A 21,853-nucleotide genomic window follows, 5' to 3' on the forward strand; every position below is an offset into this window, starting at 1 on the left:
AAAAAACTTAGAATCTTAGAACCTTAGCATCTTTAACAATGATAATCATCTGGTTCAATATGTATTAAGACATTTCCTAACTGTGGAATTTGTTCTTTTAAAGTATCTTGCAATTTATGAGACAAATCATGTCCTTCTTTTACTGAAATTTTTGCCGAAACTATGGCGTGAAGATCAACATGATAACGCATTCCTGCTTTACGAATAAAACATTTTTCGGTTCCAAGAATTCCTGGAACAGTTAAAGCGACAACACGAATTTCTTCTACTAAATCGTCGTTTAAGTTTTCATCCATGATTTCGCCAAGCGCTGGTCTGAAAATTTTATAACTGTTATATAAGATAAAAAAAGCGGCAAAAAGCGCAGCCCAATCATCTGCAGATTCGTAGCCTTTGCCCATAATTAAGGCAATTGAAATTCCGATAAAAGCAGCTACAGACGTTATAGCATCACTTCTATGATGCCAAGCATCGGCTGCTAAAGACGAACTATTTGTTTGTTTGCTTCGTTTCATTACCAAACGAAAAGAATATTCTTTCCAAATAATAATTGCGCCTAAAACATATAGAGTCCACGATTTCGGTAAATCGTGTGAAGTCCCAATATTAGCAATACTTTCGTAACCAATAATTGTTGCTGAAGTAATTAAAAATCCAACAACCAAAAACGTAATAAGAGGTTCTGCACGACCATGACCGTAAGGATGATTTTCGTCTGCCGGTTTATTCGAATATTTGATTCCAAACAGCACCAAGAAGGATGCAAATATATCTGTCGTCGATTCAATCGCATCTGCAATCAAGGCATAAGAATTGCCAAAAAAACCTGCAAGACCTTTTACAAGGGCCAAGCAGGTGTTTCCAACTATACTAAAGATAGTAGCTTTTATAGCTTTTTGTTCGTTTGTCATTTAGACTATTTTTTTTCGCCACGAATTCACGAATTACTTTTTATAATCTTTGAAAATAAAAATTCGTGAATTCGTAGCTATAAACTTTTTAAGCTCTCACGATTTTTGCGCCGATTGCTCTCAAACGCTCGTCGATACGCTCGTATCCACGGTCGATTTGCTCGATATTTTGAATTGTGCTGGTTCCTTTTGCAGAAAGCGCCGCAATCAATAATGAGATTCCTGCGCGAATATCAGGAGAAGACATTGTAGTTGCTTTCAATTGAGATTCGAAATTATGTCCCATAACCACAGCTCTGTGCGGATCACATAACATAATTTTTGCTCCCATATCAATTAGTTTATCTACGAAGAACAAACGGCTTTCGAACATTTTTTGGTGAATTAAAACGTCTCCTTTTGCTTGTGTTGCCACAACTAAAACGATACTTAATAAGTCAGGTGTAAATCCTGGCCATGGAGCATCAGCAATAGTTAAGATAGAACCGTCGATATCTGTTTTTACTTCATATCCGTCTTTGTGAGCAGGAATGTAAATATCGTCGTTACGTTTTTCGATTGTGATACCCAATTTTCTGAAAGTATTCGGAATCAAACCTAAATTTTCCCAGCTTACATTTTTGATTGTGATTTCGCTCTTTGTCATAGCCGCAAGACCAATCCAAGAACCAATTTCGATCATATCTGGTAAAATTCTGTGCTCGCAACCTCCAAGGCTTTCAACACCTTCGATAGTCAATAAGTTAGACCCAACTCCAGTGATTTTTGCTCCCATAGAGTTTAGCATTTTACACAATTGCTGTAAGTATGGCTCACAAGCAGCGTTGTAAACTGTAGTTGTTCCTTTTGCCAAAACTGCTGCCATTACAATGTTTGCAGTTCCAGTTACAGAAGCTTCGTCTAAAAGCATATCTGTTCCAGTTAAGCCCTCTTTTGGAGATTCTACTCCATAAAAATGATCTTCTCTGTTATATCTAAATTTTGCTCCAAGGTTAATAAAACCTTCAAAGTGTGTATCTAATCTACGGCGACCGATTTTATCTCCTCCTGGTTTTGGAATATATCCTTTTCCGAAACGAGCCAAAAGCGAACCAACAATCATAATAGAACCACGAAGCGCTCCTCCTTCTTTTTTGAAAGCTTCAGTTTCTAAATATCCAACATTAACTTCGTCAGCTTGAAAAGTAATCGAACCTGGTTCGTTACGTTGAATTTTTACCCCTAAATTACCCAACAAAGTGATTAATTTATTGATGTCTATAATGTCAGGAATGTTATTAATTTTTACTTTCTCTCCTGTTAGAAGCACGGCACATAAAATTTGTAATGCCTCATTCTTTGCTCCTTGCGGAGTGATTTCTCCTTTTAAAGGAGTTCCTCCTTCGATTTTAAAAATTCCCATAGATTTCTTTTAGGTTCTTTCAAAGTTTCTAAGATTCTGAGTTTCTAAGATTCTAAGTAAAAAAACTCAGCAACTTAGTAGCTTAGTAGCTTAGCAGCTTTTTTATTTTTGTTTTTGTTTGTTTTAAGCATCTAAGTAAAAAACCTTAGTAACTTAGAAGCTTAGCCTCTTAGCACCTTTTTTACTTTTGATTATTATTTTTTTGAAATGTCTTTTTTTGACCGCCTTTATTATTGTTTTTGTTATTCTGAGTTTTCGGCTGTATACCAGAAGCTGTTTTATTAGACATGCGTTTATTGGTACGCATTAAATCTGTAGTGTTTAACAATTCTTCAGTACTGTGCAATAAGTTGATTTTGCCTCCCGATAACTCAAATAAATGTTCAAAAATCACATCGTCTTTTACGGTATCTTTGTTCCAGCTTAGGAACGATTTTTTCATGTGATTCGCAATTACCATCACCAAAGCAGTTTTCATTTCGCCTTCTTCCCATTTATTAGCAACATCAATCATGTATTTAATGTTGTTTCCGTAAAATCTATATTTCGGGAAATTCTGAGGATATTGTAAAATCTCAGGTTTCAGTTGCAAAACATCTCTTGACGGAATCGGATATGGTGATTCTACATTAAGTTTAAAATCAGACATAATAAAAAGCTGATCCCAAAGTTTATGTTGAAAATCTGGAACATCACGCAAATGCGGATTCAGACTTCCCATAACCTGAATGATATATTTTGCGGCTTTATTGCGCGTTTCATCATCTTCGATTGCAGTTGCCTGATCAATCAATTTTTGCAAATGACGACCGTACTCCGGAATAATTAAACGCTGTCTTTCAGAATTGTATTCTAAATTGAAAACAACGTCACTTGCGGCTTCTCTTTTATATTTTTCGATCATAAGTTTATAATGAAACTATACCTTCTATTGTAGAAACTTCTTTGTATTTACTGATTACATCATCTGAGCTGTGCATAGTAACATCTACAGAAACGCTGGTAAATTTACCAGTTTTTGATTTTGTTGTTTTAATCACCGCTCCCATTCTATCGAAAGCTTTTTCAACACGCTCTACATTATCTGCTACAGAAGGCACAATAAATTTGTACAAATATTCTGCTGGCCAAGTGTTTGCGTTATCAAGCTCCACTTTTAATCTTTCGTAAAATTCGGCTGTATTTTTTTCTTTATCGTTCTCCATTCGTAATTAAAAATAAACGCAAATATACGGTTTTTGATTTTAGATTTTTTATATTTTTTCTTCGAAAAAAGGTTCAAAGTTACAAAGTTACAAAGGTGCAGAGAAAAAAGCTTTGGAAGATTATTTCATTGTAAATTTTACGCTTATATTTGAGAAAATAATCCGCAGAAATCTCTCGAAAAGTAGCAGAGTCGCAAAGTTTTTTTTACTAATTAAGCTTTTAAGAAATTACTTTGCGTCTCTGCGACTTTGCGAGATTAAAAAATACTATAATGAAAAAACTCCTTTTACTTTTTATCGCTTTAACAATAAATTCAATTCAAGCACAAGAAGTCAAAACCTTAACCTATTTCCAAAATGACACTTTAAAACTGGATTTAGATTTATATCTGCCTAAGAAAAAAGCTGGCGAAAAAATTCCGTTAATTATGTTCGCTTTCGGTGGCGGATTTTCTGGCGGAGAACGAACAAGCGAAAAAGAATTCGGAAAATTTATGGCTCAAAACGGTTATGCCGTTGCCAGCATTTCGTACAGTTTATATATGAAAGGAAAAGATTTTGGTTGCAAAGGAACTTTAACCGAAAAAATAAAAGCAATACAAATTGGCGTAAGCGATATGTGGCAGGCAACAGCTTTCTTAGTTGAAAATGCTTATAAATATAATCTTGACACTTCAAAAATCTTTATTTCTGGAATTAGTGCTGGAGCAGAAATTGGTTTTCATGCTTCGTTCTGGGATTATAAATTAATGAATTTATACAAAAGCAATCTGCCTGAAAACTTTAAATACAAAGGTTTCATTGGAGGTTCGGGAGCGATTCAGGATATTAATTTGATTACAAAAGAAAAAGCAATTCCGATGTTATTGGCGCACGGAAGCAATGATGATACTGTTCCGTACGCAGCAGGTTCGCATCGTTCTTGCCCAACAAATGCTTCTGGCTGGTTGATTCTTTTTGGTTCTTATGCCGTTTATAATCAAATGAACGATTTGCATAAAGACATCGAACTGATTACTTTTTGCGGTGGCGGACATGAATTCTCTGGTTATCTTTTTCATGAAGGACAACAATATGTTTTAGATTTTGTGAATGATGTTCTGAAGGGGAAAAAGTTCCAATCGCATTTGATTATTCCTTCTAAAAGTGGAAAAAGTTCTGGGAAGTATTTGTTTTGTGAGTAATTCTTAAAATAAAGACAATGAATGTTTCTTATAAAAATTTTGAAATTGAAGTTATTGACGATAAAAATTATATTTTAAATTCAAGCAATAATTTACATCAATATCAAAAAGTTTATTGTGAAGAAAATGAATTTCGCTCTAGTAGTAAGCACGCTGTCATTATTAAAGAACATGGAACTAAGATTTCAAGTGCGATAATTTGTGAAACTGAGGGCGCAACAGGAATACATGAAAACTCATGCACTATTGAAGATGATAAAATATGGATTCTAGTTTCGAATAAAATTTACTGTTTAAAGATTCCTTCATTAGAAATTATATGGCAAAAAGAGTTTGATCAATTCACCAACTTTTGTCTTTACAAACTTGAAGAAGATTTCCTTATTCATGGAGAATTGGAAATTTTCAGAATAACAAAATATGGAGAGATTATTTGGAGTTTTGGAGGAAGAGATATTTGGGTAAATCCTGAAGGCAGTGAAGAGCTTACTATTAAAGATAATGTTATACTTTTAGTAGATTTTGAATCTAATAGATATATTCTTGATTTTTATGGAAAATTATTAGAAGACATCCCAAAACAATAACAAAGAAATAGATACAGTTATTTAGTAAAAGCCAAGATCTACAAATCATTCAACCTGTTGGTTAAAACCAGCTGCAATTCAAATAAAAACCGCTCCAGAGGAGCAAAATATCTATAGCAAATTTCAATTTCCCGCATATCAAAAGCTCCAGCGGAGCGGCATATAAATTATTCAAAATGTGTCGCCCCGCTGGTTTTTTTTATAAATAATCAATTCTGTTTTCTATAAACATGTAGCTCCTCCAGAGCTTTTTAACCTATGACATCCCTATTTTCTCTATAAATATGTCGTCCCTCTGGGACTTTTTTGTTTCGTAAAATTATATTCATAAAATAATTCCAAAAACAAAACCATCTCTCCTTTTTAGCCCTGATGGAAGCGGAAATCCTTTTGCTTTTTTCTTTAAAAAGCAAAAGATTGCAGCGGACAGCAGGAACCCATGACTACAAAAAATGCCAAATCTTTCGCTTAAAGCAAATATTCTTTTTAATTATAAATAAGTTTAGGTAAATTTGCGCTTTATTTTTAGAATAGTGCAAAAAGAAATTATAGTCTTGCTTGGCGTAACTGGTACTGGAAAATCAACACTTATTAACGAATTGGTAGCTCGTGGCTTTTGCTGCTATCCAGAAATCTCTAGACAGGTTACCATGAAAGCGCAAGAACAAGGCATTGAGCAGTTGTTTCTAGAACAGCCGCTTTTGTTTAGCGAAATGCTATTGGAAGGTCGTATCGATCAATATAAAAATGCTCTTGAAGAACCTGATAATGTGGTTTTTATTGACAGAGGAATTCCAGATGTGGTAGCTTATATGGATTATATTGGTGATGAATATCCGGAAAGTTTCGTTAAAGCATGCGAAGATTATAAATATTCTAAAACTTTTATTTTACCGCCTTGGGAAGAAATTTACCAAAGTGATTCTGAACGTTATGAAAATTTTGATCAGGCAGTAAAAATCCAAGAGCACCTTGTTGAAACTTACAAAAAATATGGTTACGAACTGATTGAAGTTCCTAAAGATACAGTTGAAAACAGAATTCTTTATATCTTAGACAAAATTTAGCGGCATGGTTTAAAGTTGCAAAACTAGAAACTGTTTTCTAAATTTTTAACTTTAAAACCAAAGCAATGCTCGGAGCACAGGATATTCTTCTAAAATACTGGAAACACGACAGTTTTAGACCGTTGCAAAAAGAAATTATCGATTCGGTTCTGGAAGGACAGGATACTTTTGCCGTACTTCCTACGGGCGGCGGAAAATCAATTTGTTTTCAGGTTCCAGCCATGATGCAAGAAGGAATCTGTCTCGTTATTTCGCCTTTGATTGCCTTAATGAAAGATCAGGTGATGAATCTTCAGAAAAGAGACATCAAAGCGATTGCGCTTACTGGCGGAATTCATACCGAAGAACTGATTGATCTTTTGGATAATTGCCAGTACGGAAATTATAAATTTCTCTACTTATCGCCTGAGCGTTTGCAATCGGATTGGATTCTGGAACGTATTAAAAACTTGCCTATCAATTTAATTGCTATCGACGAAGCGCATTGTGTTTCGCAATGGGGTCATGATTTTAGGCCTGCGTATCTTAAAATTTCGGAATTGAAAAAGTTCTTTCCGAAAATTCCGTTTTTAGCTTTGACAGCGACAGCAACTCCGAGAGTTATTGAAGATATTAGAACGCAATTAGAATTAAAAAATCCAAGACATTTTCAGCAGTCGTTTGAGCGAAAAAATATCGCTTATATGGTTTTTGAAGTTGAAGATAAACTATATAGAACCGAACAAATTCTTAAAAAGAATCCACAGCCTTCTATTATATATGTGCGAAATCGCAAAGGGTGTTTAAACATGTCTTCGCAATTGCAATCGTTAGGTTTTACATCAACTTACTATCACGGCGGACTTTCATCTAAAGAAAAAGACAAAAACATGCAGTTGTGGATGTCTGAGCAGGCGCAAGTTATTGTTGCTACGAATGCTTTCGGAATGGGAATCGACAAAGACAATGTTAAAACAGTTATTCATACTCAACTTCCAGAAAACTTAGAAAATTATTATCAAGAATCTGGGCGCGCAGGACGAAATGGTGCAAAAGCTTTTTCGGTTCTTTTGTATAATAATTCAGACTCTATTCAGACGGAGCAGCAATTTTTAAATATTTTGCCAGACAAAAAGTTTCTGAAAACGATGTACAACAAACTGTGCAACTACTTTCAGATTGCTTATGGAGAAGGTTTAGACGAAACTTTTTCTTTCAAACTGAATCATTTTTGCAATAAATACGACTTCCCTACTCTTAAAACCTATAATGCTTTACAGTTTCTGAATCAGCAGGGAATTATTACCATGTCCCAAGAGTTTTCAGAAAAAATCAATATTCAGTTTTTGATCGAATCTAAAGAAGTGATTCGATACATGAGCTTAAACCCAAATGACGAAGAAATCATTTTGGCCATTCTAAGAACGTATCCAGGAGTTTACGATGTAAAATCTAATTTAAACTTGGGATTGATTGCTAAAAAATCAAATCGTTCGGAAGAACAGATTCTTGTTGTTTTAGAAAAATTAAAGGAAAAAGAAATTATTGAATATAAATCTAAAAATAACGACGCCACAATTTTATTTAATGAAGTCCGAGAAGATGACCACACTATAAATAGAGTTTCGAAATATTTAGAAAAACAGAATGAAGTAAAAAAAGAACAGCTTTTATCGGTTCTTCATTATATAAAAGACAATAAAACCTGCAAAAACAGATTGGTTTTGGATTATTTTGGAGAAGAAACAAAAGAAAACTGTGGTATCTGTTCGTACTGCATTACACTAAAAGGAAAAATTACCGAAGCCGATTCCATTGCAGATAAGATTTTATCTTTACTCAGAACCGCTTCTCTGACTTCGAGAGAAATAGAAAATCAGATAAAAATGGACACAAAAGACATTTTATCGGTTCTTCAGGAATTGCTCGAAAACAATCATATCATTATACAAGCGAATAATAAATACACTTTAAAATCATAATGGAGAAATTGAAAATTATATTTATGGGAACACCAGAATTTGCCGTTGGCATTTTGGACACCATTATTAAAAATAACTATGATGTTGTTGGCGTAATTACCGCTGCAGATAAACCAGCAGGACGCGGACAAAAAATAAAATATTCGGCTGTAAAAGAATATGCACTTGCCAACAACCTTACTTTATTACAGCCAACCAATTTAAAAGACGAGAGTTTCTTAGCCGAATTAAAAGCTTTAAATGCCAATTTACAAATCGTTGTTGCTTTTAGAATGCTGCCAAAAGTGGTTTGGGAGATGCCAAGTTTAGGAACTTTTAATCTTCATGCTTCTTTATTGCCAAATTACCGCGGTGCCGCTCCTATTAACTGGGCTATTATTAATGGAGAAACTAAAACTGGTGTTACAACATTCTTTATTGATGATAAAATTGATACTGGCGCCATGATTTTAAATTCTGAAATCAATATTGAACCAGAAGAAACGGCAGGTCAATTGCACGATCGTTTAATGCATTTAGGAAGCACAACTGTAATTGACACTTTAAAAGTTATTGAAAGCGGAAATGTTACCACAACAATCCAAGAAGACAACGACGATATTAAAACCGCTTATAAATTAAACAAAGAAAACTGCAAAATCGATTGGACCAAATCTGGCGTAGAAATTAATAACTTAATCCGAGGATTAAGTCCGTATCCTGCATCTTGGTGTTATTTAAAAGACCAAAATGAAGAATTAAACATCAAAATTTACGAAGCCAAACTAGTCTCAGAATCACACTCTTATGAGATTGGAAAGCTAATTAGCACTAAAAAAGAAATCAAGATTGCAATAAAAGAGGGCTTTATTCAGTTATTAAGTCTACAATTTCCAGGAAAAAAGAGAATGCTTGCTTCAGAATTATTAAATGGAGTGAGTTTTTCAGAAGTTGCAAAAGTGTATTAAGGTCAGTAAAACAGGGGTTTGTACCTGTTTTTCATCGATGAACAACACTCTTTATGAACAAAAAAAGCAAGTTATTAACAATTTTTGCTAAAAATAAAGAAAACACTTGCACGCAACGGATTTCCTACTAAATTTGTGTATTAACAATTTTTTTTAACCAACAATTAATAACTAATTATTATGAACAAGTCAGAATTAATCGATGCTATCGCTGCTGATGCAGGAATTACAAAAGCTGCGGCGAAATTAGCTTTAGAGTCTTTTTTAGGTAATGTAGGAACTACTTTGAAAAAAGGTGGAAGAGTTTCATTAGTAGGTTTCGGATCATGGTCAGTATCTTCAAGAGCTGCTAGAGACGGTAGAAACCCTCAAACAGGAAAAACTATCAAAATCGCAGCTAAAAACGTTGTAAAATTTAAAGCTGGTGCTGAATTAGAAGGTGCAGTGAACTAAGTAAGAAAGTTCTCTAAACTTATAATATAATTAAAACCTTCCTTCTGGAAGGTTTTTTTATGCGGTTTAACGATTTTTTTTGTGATTTTAATTTTTTTATGATTAAATTTAATAAAAATTGTAACCGTATGATTTCAGAAAAATTAAAAAAAGGACACCTGCTTATTGCCGAGCCTTCAATAATTGGAGATTTATCTTTTAATAGATCGGTAATTTTATTAGCAGACCATAACAAAGAAGGATCAATAGGTTTTATAATTAACAAGCCATTAAAATATACGATTAATGACTTGATTCCTGAAATTGATGCTAACTTTAAGATATATAACGGCGGCCCTGTAGAACAAGACAACCTTTATTTTATTCACAATATTCCTGAGTTAATCCCAAATAGTGTTGAGATTTCAAACGGGATTTATTGGGGTGGCGATTTTGAGTCAACCAAAGACTTAATAAACAACGGATCTATTAGTAAAAATAATATTCGTTTTTTCTTAGGCTACACTGGTTGGGAAGAAAATCAGCTTGAGAATGAAATGCAGGGAAACTCTTGGATTATTGCTGATAATAATTACAAAAATAAAATTATCGGAAAATCTACTACCCATTTTTGGAAAGAGCAGATTATTGAGCTTGGCGGCGATTATCTTATTTGGTCTAACGCACCAGAAAATCCATATCTGAATTAATTTTCAGAGATGGATTCATTTAGTCGCTGCACTAATAAATGAGCCAGATTTGCTGTAAACTCTTTTTTTCGATATTTGGTTATCGGCTGTATTCCCGTGATTACATTAGTTAGAAATAATTCGTCTGCTTTTTGAAGATCAAACGGCGAAATTATTTCTTCTGATACTTCTATACCTTCTATTTTTTTAGCTAGAGCTAAAATCTGCTTACGCATAATTCCGTTTAAAGCACCTTCTGAAACTGGAGGCGTAATAAGCTTGTTACCCATTACCATAAAAATATTTCCCTGAAGCGCTTCTACAACATTTTTACTGTCATTCAGTAAAATGCAATTAGCCAAGTCATTTTCACTAGCATAAATACTTCCCGTTATATTAATTATCTTATTTGTCGTTTTAAGAGACGATAACAATTGTTTTGTCACATAGAAGTCCTTATACAAATCTACTTCATATTCGTTTGTATTTATACTGTACGCTTTATTTCCAAGAGAAATGGCGTTGATTAAGAATGAAATATCATTGCTTTTTGGAAGATATAAACCACCATCGTTTCTAAAAACGGTAATTCTTGCTCGTGCTGAAGCCTCAATTCCTTGTTCTTTTACCAAATTAAGAATCTGTTCTTCAAAATATTCCATAGTAAAATCCATCGGAATCATCATTCTAACCACACGCATTGAAGCCATTAATCTAAAATAATGATCTTCAAGGAACAAGATCTTCCCATTGACAATTTTTACTGTTTCGAATATTCCGTCACCATACAAAAAAGCGCGATTTAGAGTTAACATATTGTCTTCCTGCGCTATATTTCCGTTAAAATTAATCATAAAAAAACCCTGAATTTTGTTCAGGGCAAATATAAGGTATAAAATAGACTTTTACTAAACAGAACCTATAAGATGTTTTAGATCTGAGATCTGATTCTCCCACAATTGTTTAGCTTCGCCTAATTCATCTTTATCGGCAAAATCGACTACCATAAGCGATACATCTTTAGTCAATTCATCGACTAAAATATGAAGTTCAAAAAAGTACTCAGTATCTTTACTGCTATCATCAACCCATTTGAATTTTACTTTTTCTCCAGATTTTTTTGAAGCCAGACGCGCTTTTTCTTGTGAATCATTCCACATAAAGGTAAAAAATTCACCTCTTGAATTAACATTGTCAGCAAACCATTCTTGTAAACCTGATGGAGTTGATATATATTGATACAATAATTGCGGCGAAGAATTGATCGGAAACTCTATTTCGTAACGTATTTTTGAATCCATGTGCTACTTTAATTTTTTTCGAAATATAAGAATATATGTCCAAAAACAATGCATTTTTAAAAATATTTTTTTTTCTTCATTTTATGCTTGTATGCTTTAATAATATTTATATCTTTGCACCCGCAATCAGGAATTCATGATAGCAGTCCAGGCGAGGTAGCTCAGTTGGTTAGAGCGCAGGATTCATAACCCTGAGGTCACGGGTTCAACTCCCGTCCTCGCTACTTAGAAGGTAAAACCCTTAAACAGAAATGTTTAAGGGTTTTTTATTATTTTTAAATAAAAAACAGTCCTAATTTTATGGAAGGCGAAATAAATTTAAATACTATTTTGGAGAATCTTAATCCTATTCTTAATGAAGGGAAATATGTTTTTACAAAAGTAGATTCTCTAGAACAAGTTCCTTTTTCAAAAATTTTGTTTCTATTTAAAGAAAAAGAAGGGATTACTGTAGTATTAGAAAAACATTTTGCAGAAGAGCTTAATCTTCATTTCTCTTATATTGCTTCTTGGATTACTTTAGAAGTTCATTCTTCTTTAGCCGCTGTGGGTTTAACCGCTGCATTTTCTCAAGCACTAGGAAATGCCAATATTAGTTGCAATGTAGTTGCCGCCTATTTACACGACCATATATTTGTTGATGAAAATGACGCTCTGAAAGCAATGGATGTACTTCTGAAATTGAAAGAAGAAAATAAAAATTCTTTGTAATTAAAAAATCAAAAAATAAGCATAAAAACTGCCATTAAAATAGTTATTTTGCAGAGGTAATTTATAACATATGGACATAGTAAAATTTAAGATCACATCTAAAACTATAAAAGTAGAAGTACGTAATTCTAATAATTATGTTTTTAATTTCAATACTGCTTTAGATATTGCCAAAGAAGACAAAGATGTTTTATTAAAACTTTACAATGCGCTTGATCTACTTTTTAAGAAAGAGCAAATTAGCGAAAATAAAAACTACATTTCGCCAAATCAAACCAACATCTTAGATCAGATTTCTGCTGCAGATTTGGAAAAGGAGGATAATTAATTTTATCTACAGACCATCTTTTGTAAATTAAAAACCATTTCTAGTTAATTCTTTTAACCAATATCAAATGGATAACAAAATCATTTCCGAAAGAATAATTGAGTTGAAAAATGCTGATCTCAAATTGAGAAACAAGCTTATTGAAAACAAAAAACTTTTTGAAGGATATGATGAAGAAATGGAAAAGCTGCATAAACAAAATGCAATAATCTTAAATGAAATCATAAACACAATCGGTTATCCGACGATTGATAAAGTTGGGAAAGAAGCAAGCGAAGCTGCTTGGCTAATCATACAACATTCTATTGGATCTCCAGATTTCATGAAACGATGTGCGGAGCAATTGCAAAATGCAGTCAAAGAAAATCAAGCAGACCCTATTAATCTTGCCTATTTAACAGACAGAATAGCCGTCTTGGAAGGAAATCCACAACTTTACGGAACCCAATTTGATTGGGATGAAGAAGGAAATTTAAGTCCAAATTTATTCGATGACCTACAAATGGTAAATCAAAGAAGACAATCTATCGGACTCAACTCTCTGGAAGAGCAAACCGAACTTATTCGAAATCAAATAATACAAGAAAATCAATTACCTCCTGAAGATTTCGAAAAACGAAAACAAGAAGCACTTGAATGGAGGAGAAAAACAGGATGGATAAAATAACTTCAAATCCAACTGTAATTCCCAATTAATTCCTCCTACTATAAAAAGTCTTCCTCAGTTTTTACCGACTCAAATAAAAACATTACTTTTAATCTGTACCCCTAAAAAAAGTATTTTCTGTATCTGTACCCAAATCTTTAAGAGCGATAATTTTGCTAAAAAAAGATATGGAATCTAAAGCAACAACACAGGAAAAAAGAACTTTTAGAGAGGTATATATATTTGACATGGAGATTTTACAAAATATCTTCAATAAAAATAGTAATGTGAAAGCTAAAGATAAAATGCTTTTTGGAATACCTTTTCTTCTTTGCGAAAAAGACAATAAAATTAATTCGTTTGCAAGTTTAATATTAGATGACAAAAACGAAATTATATTTCAAATATATGATGACGGAAGTTTGACTAATGAAGACAGAACAATATTTAATGAATACATTCAGAATTTTTTAAAGAAAAAGAGAAATGCCAATTTCAATAACGCTAAACAATTGAGACAAAGTACAGAGCATTTTGTTCATTGTCTGAGCTTTTAGTCGCTTAACGGAAAAGAAAAAATGAAAAATCGAGAAACATTATATTTAAAAATTGCCAAAATTATTGAGGATCAAATTCACAATGAAACTCTTTCGCTTGGCGACAAACTTCCTTCCGTTAGAAGTGCACAAAAGCTGTATAATGTTAGTTTAAACACCATTAAACAAGCGTATTTAGAACTGGAGAGCCGTTCATTAATAGAATCTCGCCCCAAAACGGGATATTATGTGAGTAAAAGTTCGCAACGCACAACGGCACTTCCTACAATCGCAAGTATAGATAACCACGAAAAAGAGAATACACCAGAAGATTTAATTGATAAAGTTTTCGGCACCATCAATCAAACCGATGTAACACAATTTGCACTCGGATTACCTGGAAAGAATTTCCTTCCGGTTGCCAAACTTAACAAAGGAATCATCCATGCTGTACGAAATAGAGGCGATGCCGGCACAGCCTACGAACCTGTTCAAGGATCTGAAGAGCTTCGACGCGCCATTGCCAAATGGGCATTGGTCATGGAGGGAAAAATTACGGAAGATGATCTTGTAATTACCTCCGGCGCTATGCATGCCATGTACAATGCCCTTATGGCCGTGACATCTCCTGGAGATAGCGTCGCTGTAGAAAGTCCTGCATATTTTGGAATACTTCAAGCAATTAAGGTATTGGGTCTGAAAGCGGTTGAAATTCCGACCCATCCTTTGTCTGGATTAGATCTTGATGCCTTAAAAAAAATGCTTCCTGAAATTAAGGCCTGCTGTTTTATTACCAATTTCAATAATCCGATGGGATTTCAAATGCCTGACGAAAACAAAAAGGAATTGGTTAAACTGATCACGCAATATAATGTCCCATTGATTGAAGATGATATTTATGGTAATCTATACTTTGGTTCAGAGCGCCCTAAACCTTGCAAGTTTTATGACGAAGCTGGTTTGGTTTTGTGGATCGGATCTGTTTCTAAAACTCTTGCGCCCGGCTATCGTGTTGGTTGGATTGCTCCAGGAAAATTTAAAGACAAAATCATCCGTCAGAAACTGGTTCAGACCGTTTGCAATTCTTCCTTGTATTCGGATGTGATTACCGATTTCTTAGAACATGGCCGTTACGATCATCATCTAAGAACATTTAGAAATAAACTTTACGCCAATTATCTCCAAATGAATCGCGCCGTAGAAAACTATTTTCCAGATAACACCAAAATTGCACAGCCTAAAGGCGGTTTTATGCTCTGGCTGGAATTGGATGAAAGAATATCAACCACAGAATTATTCAATACTGCCCTAACCCAGAAAATCAATTTTGCTCCTGGAAGAATTTTTTCGCAGTACAATCAATACAACAACTGTATGCGATTAAATTATGCTTTGGAATGGAATGAACGCGTAGAATCTGATTTGGAAAAATTGGGCAAAATAATAAAAAATAGTATTTAATAGCATTATGAAGAACAAAGACCAAGTAGAAATAACAACTTATAATCCGAAGTATCAAAAAAGCTTCAAGGATTTAAACATAGAATGGATTTCAACTTATTTTGAGGTTGAACCCAATGACGTAAAAGTTCTCGATCATGCCGAAGAATATATTATAAATAAAGGCGGAGAAATTTTTTCTGCTATTTTAAATGATGAAGTTTTAGGCGTTTGCGCCTTAATCAAAAGTGACGAAAAAGATTATGACTACGAATTAGCAAAAATGGCTGTAAGTCCAAAAGCCCAAGGAAAAGGCATTGGATTATTATTGGCTGAATCGGCAATAAGATGGGCCACAGACAAAGGTGCTTCTAAAATTTATCTGGAAAGCAACACCAAACTGAAACCTGCTATTAAACTGTATGAAAAATTAGGTTTTAAAGAAATAACCGGAATTTCTTCATCTTATAATAGAGTTGATATTCAAATGGTGCTCAGCATTTAATAATCCTATTTAAAAAAAAATAAACCCTTGGCATTTCAATTCAAGGGTTTTTTATTTGATTATACTGTAACATTTCTCCAACAAAAGCGTCAAATCTTAAATTAAATTACGGTTCTTTGTAACTTATTACATTCTCACTTGGGATTACTCAATTTCTGAATACAATAATATTGACTCCAATGAGTTTAGAACTAGGAAGCTAGTCACGATATTTTCGTTATGGACAATAAAAAAATTATTTTAAGTTTAAAAAAAGGTAATGAAGCAGCTTTCAAAGAAGTCTACTTCAACTATTACGATAAACTTATAAATATTGCCAAACGATTCCATTCTTCTGTACTTACTCCCGAAGACTTTGTTCAGGAAACTTTCATAAGATTATATAATAAAAGAGAACTCCTTAACGAAGAGGTGTTATTCGACAAACAAATCTTTACTATCTGCAAGAACATTATTATCAATCATGTTAACAGGGAAAACAAAATAGTACAGCTTGATCCTTCTCAAGTTGAAATGCTAGATGAAGAAACTGACACTGGCATTTTTGAAGAAAGACAAGAAAAACTACAAAATTTCATAAATCAGCTTCCAGAGCAGCAGCAAAAAATATTTACTTTACACAAACTGGAAAACCTTAGCTATAAGGAGATTGCAGAAATAACGGATCTTTCTGAAAAGACCATTGCCAATCATATTTATCTCGCCAGTAAATTTATTCGAAAAAAAATCGAAAACCATTAGGAACTTTTTAGTTCTCGTTTGTTATACTAAAAAACAAGAACTAAAAATGCATATCGAAGCGTATAAAACTAATGTAAAAACAATGAAAGACGCAAGTTTACTTGTAGCTTATTTACATTTTATTATTTCTGATTGTATCATAAATTTTGATCGTCAAGGACAAGAAAACATCCTTAAAATCGAAACTAATCGAGACATAAAAGAAATGGTTTACGGTGTTTTTAACAAACAAGGATTTCATTGTCAAATCATTTACACCTAAAAAAATGGATCAGGAAAAATTTGACGAGGAATTTAAAAAGTTATGGGAAGAGTCTCCCCTTTCTCATTCAGACAGCGAAAAAGAAGCTTCGTGGGAACAATTCCATGCTAAAACATTTTCTGAGAAGAAAAGAAAATTTAAACCTTGGCATCTTTATGCGGCGGCTTCGGTTTTACTTTTTACACTTATTGGAACTGGAATTTATTTCAACCAGGAAACTGCTGCTGAAAATATAGTTTTGGCCGAAAATGTAATCGAAAATACAACCTCAGCAATAAAGTACATTGTTTTACCAGACAGCTCAAAAGTAGAACTAGGTCCAAATTCTAAAATTATTTACGGAAACAATTTTGCTTTAAACAGAAAAATAGAAATTGATGGTGAGGCTTATTTTAAAGTTAAAAAAGACAAACAGCATCCTTTTCAGGTTTTTTGCGATGAAACAACAACTACCGTTTTAGGAACTTCTTTTACAGTTAAAGAATCTAAAAATGAAGAAGTGACCGTTGAACTTTTTGAAGGAAGCGTTCAAATGAATGTAAAAGGCCAAAACCAAAAATGGATTTTGAAACCTGGTGATAAATTTACCTACGGAAACCAAACGGCTTCAGTAACAGAATTCAGCAGATTTATAGATTTTGATAACGAAAAACTGTCGGTTATCAGTCAATACATTGAAGAAAAATATGGTTACAAAGTCAATATTCCGAAAGAAAATCTTGATCAGAAAATTACAATTCGCATCAATAAAAAGGAAGATTTAAAAACAATTTTACAATTAATATCAGAAATGTATAACCTAAATTTTGAAATAAATGAAGATTTAAAACAGATCACTTTTCAATAAAAACAAGAAAGGATGTAAGCCGCGAAACTCCACATCCTCCTAATTTTCAGGATAACACGAGGTTATTCCATTTAATAATATTCAAAAATACAAAATTTCATGAAGCATATAATTTCAGCATGCTTTTTTTTATTCAGTTTATGTATGTCAGCTCAGAGCGTTACCATAACTGTAGATCAAAATACGACATTAAAAGAGTTCTTCAAGCAGATTGAAAATCAAACCGATTTTAAATTTGCTTTTACAGACCAAATTGATACGAATAAAAAATATTTTACGAAAAAAAGCACTTTTAAGACTATCGAAATCGAGAACCTTATTTCTGAATTAAATCAAACTTCGATTGTACAGTTTTCTATTTCGGGCAATAATATTTTTGTCAAACAGAAATCTCAAACTCAAAAAACAGTTAAAAAAAAAATAAGCTGACAGGTCGCATTTTTGATGATGAAAGACAACCCGTTATTGGCGCCAACGTTTTTATTAAAGAATTGGAAACAGGAGTTGTAACAGATGTTAATGGAAATTATAGTATTGAAGTTCCTGACGGAAATTATACGGTTCAAGTAAGTTATGTTGGATTTAAAAATGAGGAAAAACGAGTTTCTGTTACAGATGACAATAAAATCAATTTCAATATAGATCCAGATAGCCAGCAATTGGGAGAAGTTATTGTAATGAACAATAAAGCTGCCGATATTAAAGCAACTCAAATGAGTGTTAATAAGCTTTCGATGCAGGAAATTAAAAAAATTCCTGTTGCTATGGGCGAGCCAGATCCTTTAAAATCAATTTTAACTCTTCCTGGAGTTACTAATGCGGGAGAAGCTTCATCAGGTTTTAATGTTCGAGGTGGTGCTGCCGATCAGAATTTAATTCTTTTGGATGGTGCTCCGGTTTATGCAGATTCGCATATGTTTGGATTCTTCTCTATTTTTAATGCCGATATCGTTAACGGTTTAGATTTATACAAAGGGGGAATTCCTTCAAAATTTGGAGGACGTGTTTCTTCTGTTTTAGATGTAACACAACAAACTGGGGATTTTGAAGAATATAAAGTAAATGGAGGAATTGGAATTATCTCCAGCCGTCTTTTAGTTCAAGGTTGCGGTTAGAAAAAGAAAAAGGTTCTTTTATTGTTTCTGGGCGTGCTTCTTATGCGCATTTATTTATGAAATTGGCAGATAATAATAACTCAGCGATGTTTTATGATTTGAATGCTAAATTAAATTATCGTTTTAATGCCAAGAATACGCTTTCGTTTTCGGGTTATTTCGGAAATGATTTATTCGATATTAATGATCGTTTTGCAAGTACGTACGGAAGCACAATGGGGATTTTAAACTGGAAACATAAATTTACTGATCGCTTGAACAGCAATTTATCGGTTTTCTATAGTGATTACAGATTCAATCTAGAAATTCCAATTGAAAGTTTTAAATGGGATAGCAATATTGCGAGCTACGGATTGAAATACAATTGGAATTTCCAACAATCTGAGAAGTTTAAAATCAATTATGGAATTGATGGATTGTATTATAATTTCAATCCTGGCGTTGTAAAACCGACTTCTTCAGATTCGCAGTTCAATTATATGCAACTGGATAAAAAATATGCTTTAGAAACTTCTGCTTTTGTCGATTTTGAAAATCAGATTTCAGAAAAACTGACTTTCCGCTATGGACTTCGTTACAGCATGTTTTACCGTTTAGGAGACGAAACCATCAGCACTTACGAAAACAATCAGGCTGTCGTTTATAATCCTTTATACAATATTTATGAGGAAGGAACTCCAAACGGAAGCATTTCTTATGGAAAAGGAAAAAAAATCAGCAGCTTCAATAATTTTGAACCGAGAGCTGCATTGTCTTATGCTTTTAACGACGAAACTTCTGTAAAAGCAAGTTACAATAGAATGGCACAGTACATTCATATTTTATCAAATACACAGTCACCGTTGCCAATGAGCATCTGGACACCAAGCGGACCTTTCACAAAACCTCAGCTTTTGGATCAATATGCGATGGGTTATTTCAGAAATTTCAAAGACGGAGATTACTCTTTAGAAACCGAATTATTCTATAAAAATGTTCAAAATCGTATTGACTATATTGACGGCGCTGATGTTTTGGCTAACAACAATATTGAGCAAGTTATTCTAAACGGAAAAGCCAGATCTTATGGTTTAGAATTGTTATTCAGAAAAAATACAGGCGTTTTCACAGGATGGGTTTCTTATACTTTATCTAGAGCAGAACAAAAAACACCTGGAAGAACTCCAGAAGAACCAGGAATTGCAAATGGCGACTGGTATTTGTCTGGTTACGACAAACTGCATAATTTGAGTATTGTGGGAAGTTATGAACTAAACCCGAAATGGTCTTTTAATGGAAATTTCACATTACAATCTGGACAGCCGGTAACGTATGCCAATGGTTATTATGAAATGGGAGGCATTCATATTCCGAATTATTCTTTGAGAAACGAAAATAGATTACCTCTTTTCCATCACTTAGATGTTGCGGCTACATACACGCCAAAACCAGACAAAAAGAAAGGATGGCAGAGCTATTGGGTATTCAGCCTTTATAATATATACAACAGAAAAAATGCGGCTTCTATGAGTTTTACAACCAATGAAGATACAGGAGCAAATGAAACCAGAAGGCTTTCTATTTTCGGAATTGTACCTGGAGTTTCTTATAATTTTAAATTTTAATGCTATGAATAAATTGAAAAAATATACGATAATGAACAGAGCATTGGCATTAATAAGTCTTCTTTTTGTTTTTTCTTTTGCTTCTTGCGAAGATGTAGTCAATCTGGATCTGGAAACTGGCGAAACGAAACTGGTTATCGATGCTGAAATAATCTGGAAAAAAGGAACTGACGGAAAAGAACAAACTATAAAAATTAGTAAAACGGCTCCTTATTACAACAATTCTACGCCAAAAGTTTCTGGCGCGCAAGTACGAATAGAAAACAGTAACGGAGATGTTTTTACCTTTAACGAAACTGAGGCAGGAGTTTACAAATGCACCAATTTTATTCCTGTAATTGATGCCGATTATAAATTATTCATCAATGCTGAAGGGCAAAGTTTTACCGCAACAGAAAAGTTAACTTCTACAACTCCAATCAATAAAATTGAACAAAAGATTGTTCCTGATTTTGACGGAACAGATATCATTGAATTGACTTTTTATTACAACGACCCAGCAGATCAGATCAATTATTATGTAACCGATTATCAAGCTTCATTTTTGATTTATCCCGAATATGAAATTACAAATGATGAATTTTATAACGGAAACGAAATCAGTACAAGATATTCTAATGAAGACAAAATGAAACCTGGAAATACGGTTACAATTACGCACAGAGGCGTTTCTAAAAACTTCTATAATTACTGGAAATTAATTTTGGAAGCTTCCAGTTCAAATCCTTTTTCTGTTCCTCCAGGAAATATTAGAGGAAATATTGTAAACACTTCCGATGCTAATAATTTCGCTTTTGGTTATTTCAGACTTTGCGAAGCCGATCAAATTGATTATTTAGTGAAATAAAAAATCAATTGTATAAAAAGAGAAAAGCCTTAAACAAGATGTTTAAGGCTTTTCTCTTTTCCAATCCTCTTTATCTATTTGATACACAAAATTCCATTTTGGATTTTCTCCAAAATAAGCCACCTCCTCTTCAGCCACTTTTTCTGCTCCTACTCTTGAAATTGCAATTTGTGATCGGATATTTTCTGAACCAATATGAAATTTCACTTTCGAGACATATTGAAAAAGATAATCCAGCATGGTCTTTTTCACACTTTGATTTACGCCTTTTCCCCAGCACGAAACAGCATAAAAAGTATAACCTATAAAAATGCTGTCGTCTTCTTTATCAAAATCGTAAAATCGTGTACTTCCAAGAACCTCTCCTGTTTCCTTATTTATAATTTTAAAAGCGCCTTTACTTTTCATGGCACCTTCAAAAAAGTTTTCAAAGACTTCTTTTTTCCATCGGTCTTTGTTTGGATGCTGTTCCCAAATTTTTGGATCGGAAGCCACTTTGTATAATGCATCAAAATCTTTTTCTTCTAAAGGAGATAGAACACAAAGATCATTTTCTAAAACGGGTTGTAAATTAAAATTCATTAT

General features: G+C 33.3%; 24 protein-coding genes, 1 tRNA gene and 1 pseudogene. 19 read left to right on the forward strand and 7 right to left on the reverse strand.

The window, feature by feature from the left end:
* Window positions 1–32: 32 nt before the first annotated feature.
* From ACPWTF_RS08100 to ACPWTF_RS08115, 4 genes are all read right to left on the reverse strand, one after another.
* Window positions 33–911 (reverse strand): cation diffusion facilitator family transporter, encoded by an 879-nt coding sequence (locus ACPWTF_RS08100; RefSeq protein WP_250837267.1) that lies wholly within the window; start codon window positions 909–911, stop codon window positions 33–35.
* A gap of 88 nt (window positions 912–999) precedes the next feature.
* A complete protein-coding gene (gene murA / locus ACPWTF_RS08105; protein WP_427875086.1) occupies window positions 1,000–2,313 on the reverse strand; it encodes a UDP-N-acetylglucosamine 1-carboxyvinyltransferase in 1,314 nt (437 codons plus the stop codon).
* 181 nt (window positions 2,314–2,494) lie between these two features.
* Window positions 2,495–3,217, reverse strand: a complete 723-nt coding sequence (locus ACPWTF_RS08110) for a DUF4290 domain-containing protein (RefSeq protein WP_250837269.1) — start codon at window positions 3,215–3,217, stop codon at window positions 2,495–2,497.
* Between the two features lie 4 nt (window positions 3,218–3,221).
* A complete protein-coding gene (locus ACPWTF_RS08115; protein ID WP_066033683.1) occupies window positions 3,222–3,518 on the reverse strand; it encodes a DUF493 family protein in 297 nt (98 codons plus the stop codon).
* Window positions 3,519–3,790: 272 nt separating this feature from the next.
* Here ACPWTF_RS08115 and ACPWTF_RS08120 point away from each other — a divergent pair, with 272 nt between their 5' ends.
* The 7 genes from ACPWTF_RS08120 (at window position 3,791) to ACPWTF_RS08150 (ending at window position 10,406) form a co-directional block, all read left to right on the forward strand.
* Window positions 3,791–4,702: an alpha/beta hydrolase family protein gene (locus tag ACPWTF_RS08120; RefSeq protein ID WP_427875087.1), complete on the forward strand. Its 912-nt coding sequence runs from the start codon at window positions 3,791–3,793 to the stop codon at window positions 4,700–4,702.
* 17 nt (window positions 4,703–4,719) lie between these two features.
* Window positions 4,720–5,289 carry a hypothetical protein gene (locus ACPWTF_RS08125; protein WP_427875088.1) on the forward strand — a complete coding sequence of 190 codons (570 nt, stop codon included), beginning with the start codon at window positions 4,720–4,722 and terminating at the stop codon, window positions 5,287–5,289.
* Window positions 5,290–5,822: 533 nt separating this feature from the next.
* On the forward strand, window positions 5,823–6,356 hold the full coding sequence (locus tag ACPWTF_RS08130; RefSeq protein ID WP_427875089.1) for an AAA family ATPase: 534 nt from the start codon (window positions 5,823–5,825) through the stop codon (window positions 6,354–6,356).
* Between the two features lie 65 nt (window positions 6,357–6,421).
* Window positions 6,422–8,317 (forward strand): RecQ family ATP-dependent DNA helicase, encoded by a 1,896-nt coding sequence (locus ACPWTF_RS08135; RefSeq protein ID WP_427875090.1) that lies wholly within the window; start codon window positions 6,422–6,424, stop codon window positions 8,315–8,317.
* Window positions 8,317–9,264, forward strand: a complete 948-nt coding sequence (gene fmt / locus ACPWTF_RS08140; protein ID WP_427875091.1) for a methionyl-tRNA formyltransferase — start codon at window positions 8,317–8,319, stop codon at window positions 9,262–9,264. The genes ACPWTF_RS08135 and fmt overlap by 1 nt, the downstream gene beginning before the upstream one ends.
* A 180-nt stretch (window positions 9,265–9,444) precedes the next feature.
* Window positions 9,445–9,717 (forward strand): HU family DNA-binding protein, encoded by a 273-nt coding sequence (locus ACPWTF_RS08145; RefSeq protein WP_008464760.1) that lies wholly within the window; start codon window positions 9,445–9,447, stop codon window positions 9,715–9,717.
* A 128-nt stretch (window positions 9,718–9,845) separates the two neighbouring features.
* Window positions 9,846–10,406 carry a YqgE/AlgH family protein gene (locus ACPWTF_RS08150; RefSeq protein ID WP_008464759.1) on the forward strand — a complete coding sequence of 187 codons (561 nt, stop codon included), beginning with the start codon at window positions 9,846–9,848 and terminating at the stop codon, window positions 10,404–10,406.
* On the opposite strand, the gene ACPWTF_RS08155 is transcribed toward ACPWTF_RS08150, so the two are convergent.
* Together ACPWTF_RS08155 and ACPWTF_RS08160 are read right to left on the reverse strand one after the other, a co-directional pair.
* A complete protein-coding gene (locus ACPWTF_RS08155) occupies window positions 10,403–11,239 on the reverse strand; it encodes an aminotransferase class IV (RefSeq protein ID WP_427875092.1) in 837 nt (278 codons plus the stop codon). The genes ACPWTF_RS08150 and ACPWTF_RS08155 overlap by 4 nt on opposite strands.
* A 54-nt stretch (window positions 11,240–11,293) precedes the next feature.
* Window positions 11,294–11,686 carry an START-like domain-containing protein gene (locus ACPWTF_RS08160; RefSeq protein WP_095929482.1) on the reverse strand — a complete coding sequence of 131 codons (393 nt, stop codon included), beginning with the start codon at window positions 11,684–11,686 and terminating at the stop codon, window positions 11,294–11,296.
* A gap of 150 nt (window positions 11,687–11,836) precedes the next feature.
* Here ACPWTF_RS08160 and ACPWTF_RS08165 point away from each other — a divergent pair.
* From ACPWTF_RS08165 to ACPWTF_RS08220, 12 genes and pseudogenes are all read left to right on the forward strand, one after another.
* Window positions 11,837–11,910: transfer RNA gene (locus ACPWTF_RS08165), tRNA-Met, on the forward strand.
* 76 nt (window positions 11,911–11,986) lie between these two features.
* Window positions 11,987–12,397 (forward strand): ACT domain-containing protein, encoded by a 411-nt coding sequence (locus ACPWTF_RS08170; protein ID WP_250837276.1) that lies wholly within the window; start codon window positions 11,987–11,989, stop codon window positions 12,395–12,397.
* Between the two features lie 70 nt (window positions 12,398–12,467).
* Window positions 12,468–12,725, forward strand: a complete 258-nt coding sequence (locus tag ACPWTF_RS08175) for a hypothetical protein (protein WP_248728084.1) — start codon at window positions 12,468–12,470, stop codon at window positions 12,723–12,725.
* Window positions 12,726–12,792: 67 nt separating this feature from the next.
* A complete protein-coding gene (locus ACPWTF_RS08180; RefSeq protein WP_427875093.1) occupies window positions 12,793–13,392 on the forward strand; it encodes a DUF6624 domain-containing protein in 600 nt (199 codons plus the stop codon).
* Window positions 13,393–13,559: 167 nt separating this feature from the next.
* Window positions 13,560–13,928 carry a hypothetical protein gene (locus tag ACPWTF_RS08185; protein WP_427875094.1) on the forward strand — a complete coding sequence of 123 codons (369 nt, stop codon included), beginning with the start codon at window positions 13,560–13,562 and terminating at the stop codon, window positions 13,926–13,928.
* A 21-nt stretch (window positions 13,929–13,949) separates the two neighbouring features.
* Window positions 13,950–15,368 (forward strand): PLP-dependent aminotransferase family protein, encoded by a 1,419-nt coding sequence (locus ACPWTF_RS08190; protein WP_427875095.1) that lies wholly within the window; start codon window positions 13,950–13,952, stop codon window positions 15,366–15,368.
* 7 nt (window positions 15,369–15,375) lie between these two features.
* Window positions 15,376–15,852 carry a GNAT family N-acetyltransferase gene (locus ACPWTF_RS08195; RefSeq protein ID WP_427875096.1) on the forward strand — a complete coding sequence of 159 codons (477 nt, stop codon included), beginning with the start codon at window positions 15,376–15,378 and terminating at the stop codon, window positions 15,850–15,852.
* A gap of 219 nt (window positions 15,853–16,071) precedes the next feature.
* Window positions 16,072–16,593 (forward strand): RNA polymerase sigma factor, encoded by a 522-nt coding sequence (locus ACPWTF_RS08200; RefSeq protein WP_427875097.1) that lies wholly within the window; start codon window positions 16,072–16,074, stop codon window positions 16,591–16,593.
* A 46-nt stretch (window positions 16,594–16,639) separates the two neighbouring features.
* Complete coding sequence (locus tag ACPWTF_RS08205) at window positions 16,640–16,855, forward strand: hypothetical protein (RefSeq protein WP_427875098.1); 216 nt, start codon at window positions 16,640–16,642, stop codon at window positions 16,853–16,855.
* 4 nt (window positions 16,856–16,859) lie between these two features.
* A complete protein-coding gene (locus tag ACPWTF_RS08210) occupies window positions 16,860–17,702 on the forward strand; it encodes a FecR family protein (RefSeq protein ID WP_427875099.1) in 843 nt (280 codons plus the stop codon).
* Between the two features lie 99 nt (window positions 17,703–17,801).
* Window positions 17,802–20,421: pseudogene (locus ACPWTF_RS08215) on the forward strand (TonB-dependent receptor).
* 4 nt (window positions 20,422–20,425) lie between these two features.
* Window positions 20,426–21,268 carry a DUF4249 domain-containing protein gene (locus ACPWTF_RS08220; protein ID WP_427875100.1) on the forward strand — a complete coding sequence of 281 codons (843 nt, stop codon included), beginning with the start codon at window positions 20,426–20,428 and terminating at the stop codon, window positions 21,266–21,268.
* A 42-nt stretch (window positions 21,269–21,310) separates the two neighbouring features.
* Here ACPWTF_RS08220 and ACPWTF_RS08225 read toward each other — a convergent pair whose 3' ends face one another.
* Window positions 21,311–21,850: a GNAT family N-acetyltransferase gene (locus ACPWTF_RS08225; protein ID WP_427875101.1), complete on the reverse strand. Its 540-nt coding sequence runs from the start codon at window positions 21,848–21,850 to the stop codon at window positions 21,311–21,313.
* Window positions 21,851–21,853 lie beyond the last annotated feature (3 nt).

Source organism: Flavobacterium sp. MMS24-S5 (assembly GCF_050320125.1).
Taxonomy (GTDB): Bacteria; Bacteroidota; Bacteroidia; order Flavobacteriales; family Flavobacteriaceae; genus Flavobacterium; species Flavobacterium tyrosinilyticum.

Bases quoted from the DNA above. Each gene is read 5' to 3' on its own strand.
- ACPWTF_RS08100 (WP_250837267.1), bottom strand. From the start codon at position 911: ATGACAAACGAACAAAAAGCTATAAAAGCTACTATCTTTAGTATAGTT.
- murA (WP_427875086.1), bottom strand. From the start codon at position 2,313: ATGGGAATTTTTAAAATCGAAGGAGGAACTCCTTTAAAAGGAGAAATC.
- ACPWTF_RS08110 (WP_250837269.1), bottom strand. From the start codon at position 3,217: ATGATCGAAAAATATAAAAGAGAAGCCGCAAGTGACGTTGTTTTCAAT.
- ACPWTF_RS08115 (WP_066033683.1), bottom strand. From the start codon at position 3,518: ATGGAGAACGATAAAGAAAAAAATACAGCCGAATTTTACGAAAGATTA.
- ACPWTF_RS08120 (WP_427875087.1), top strand. From the start codon at position 3,791: ATGAAAAAACTCCTTTTACTTTTTATCGCTTTAACAATAAATTCAATT.
- ACPWTF_RS08125 (WP_427875088.1), top strand. From the start codon at position 4,720: ATGAATGTTTCTTATAAAAATTTTGAAATTGAAGTTATTGACGATAAA.
- ACPWTF_RS08135 (WP_427875090.1), top strand. From the start codon at position 6,422: ATGCTCGGAGCACAGGATATTCTTCTAAAATACTGGAAACACGACAGT.
- fmt (WP_427875091.1), top strand. From the start codon at position 8,317: ATGGAGAAATTGAAAATTATATTTATGGGAACACCAGAATTTGCCGTT.
- ACPWTF_RS08145 (WP_008464760.1), top strand. From the start codon at position 9,445: ATGAACAAGTCAGAATTAATCGATGCTATCGCTGCTGATGCAGGAATT.
- ACPWTF_RS08150 (WP_008464759.1), top strand. From the start codon at position 9,846: ATGATTTCAGAAAAATTAAAAAAAGGACACCTGCTTATTGCCGAGCCT.
- ACPWTF_RS08155 (WP_427875092.1), bottom strand. From the start codon at position 11,239: ATGATTAATTTTAACGGAAATATAGCGCAGGAAGACAATATGTTAACT.
- ACPWTF_RS08160 (WP_095929482.1), bottom strand. From the start codon at position 11,686: ATGGATTCAAAAATACGTTACGAAATAGAGTTTCCGATCAATTCTTCG.
- ACPWTF_RS08170 (WP_250837276.1), top strand. From the start codon at position 11,987: ATGGAAGGCGAAATAAATTTAAATACTATTTTGGAGAATCTTAATCCT.
- ACPWTF_RS08175 (WP_248728084.1), top strand. From the start codon at position 12,468: ATGGACATAGTAAAATTTAAGATCACATCTAAAACTATAAAAGTAGAA.
- ACPWTF_RS08180 (WP_427875093.1), top strand. From the start codon at position 12,793: ATGGATAACAAAATCATTTCCGAAAGAATAATTGAGTTGAAAAATGCT.
- ACPWTF_RS08185 (WP_427875094.1), top strand. From the start codon at position 13,560: ATGGAATCTAAAGCAACAACACAGGAAAAAAGAACTTTTAGAGAGGTA.
- ACPWTF_RS08190 (WP_427875095.1), top strand. From the start codon at position 13,950: ATGAAAAATCGAGAAACATTATATTTAAAAATTGCCAAAATTATTGAG.
- ACPWTF_RS08195 (WP_427875096.1), top strand. From the start codon at position 15,376: ATGAAGAACAAAGACCAAGTAGAAATAACAACTTATAATCCGAAGTAT.
- ACPWTF_RS08200 (WP_427875097.1), top strand. From the start codon at position 16,072: ATGGACAATAAAAAAATTATTTTAAGTTTAAAAAAAGGTAATGAAGCA.
- ACPWTF_RS08205 (WP_427875098.1), top strand. From the start codon at position 16,640: ATGCATATCGAAGCGTATAAAACTAATGTAAAAACAATGAAAGACGCA.
- ACPWTF_RS08210 (WP_427875099.1), top strand. From the start codon at position 16,860: ATGGATCAGGAAAAATTTGACGAGGAATTTAAAAAGTTATGGGAAGAG.
- ACPWTF_RS08220 (WP_427875100.1), top strand. From the start codon at position 20,426: ATGAATAAATTGAAAAAATATACGATAATGAACAGAGCATTGGCATTA.
- ACPWTF_RS08225 (WP_427875101.1), bottom strand. From the start codon at position 21,850: ATGAATTTTAATTTACAACCCGTTTTAGAAAATGATCTTTGTGTTCTA.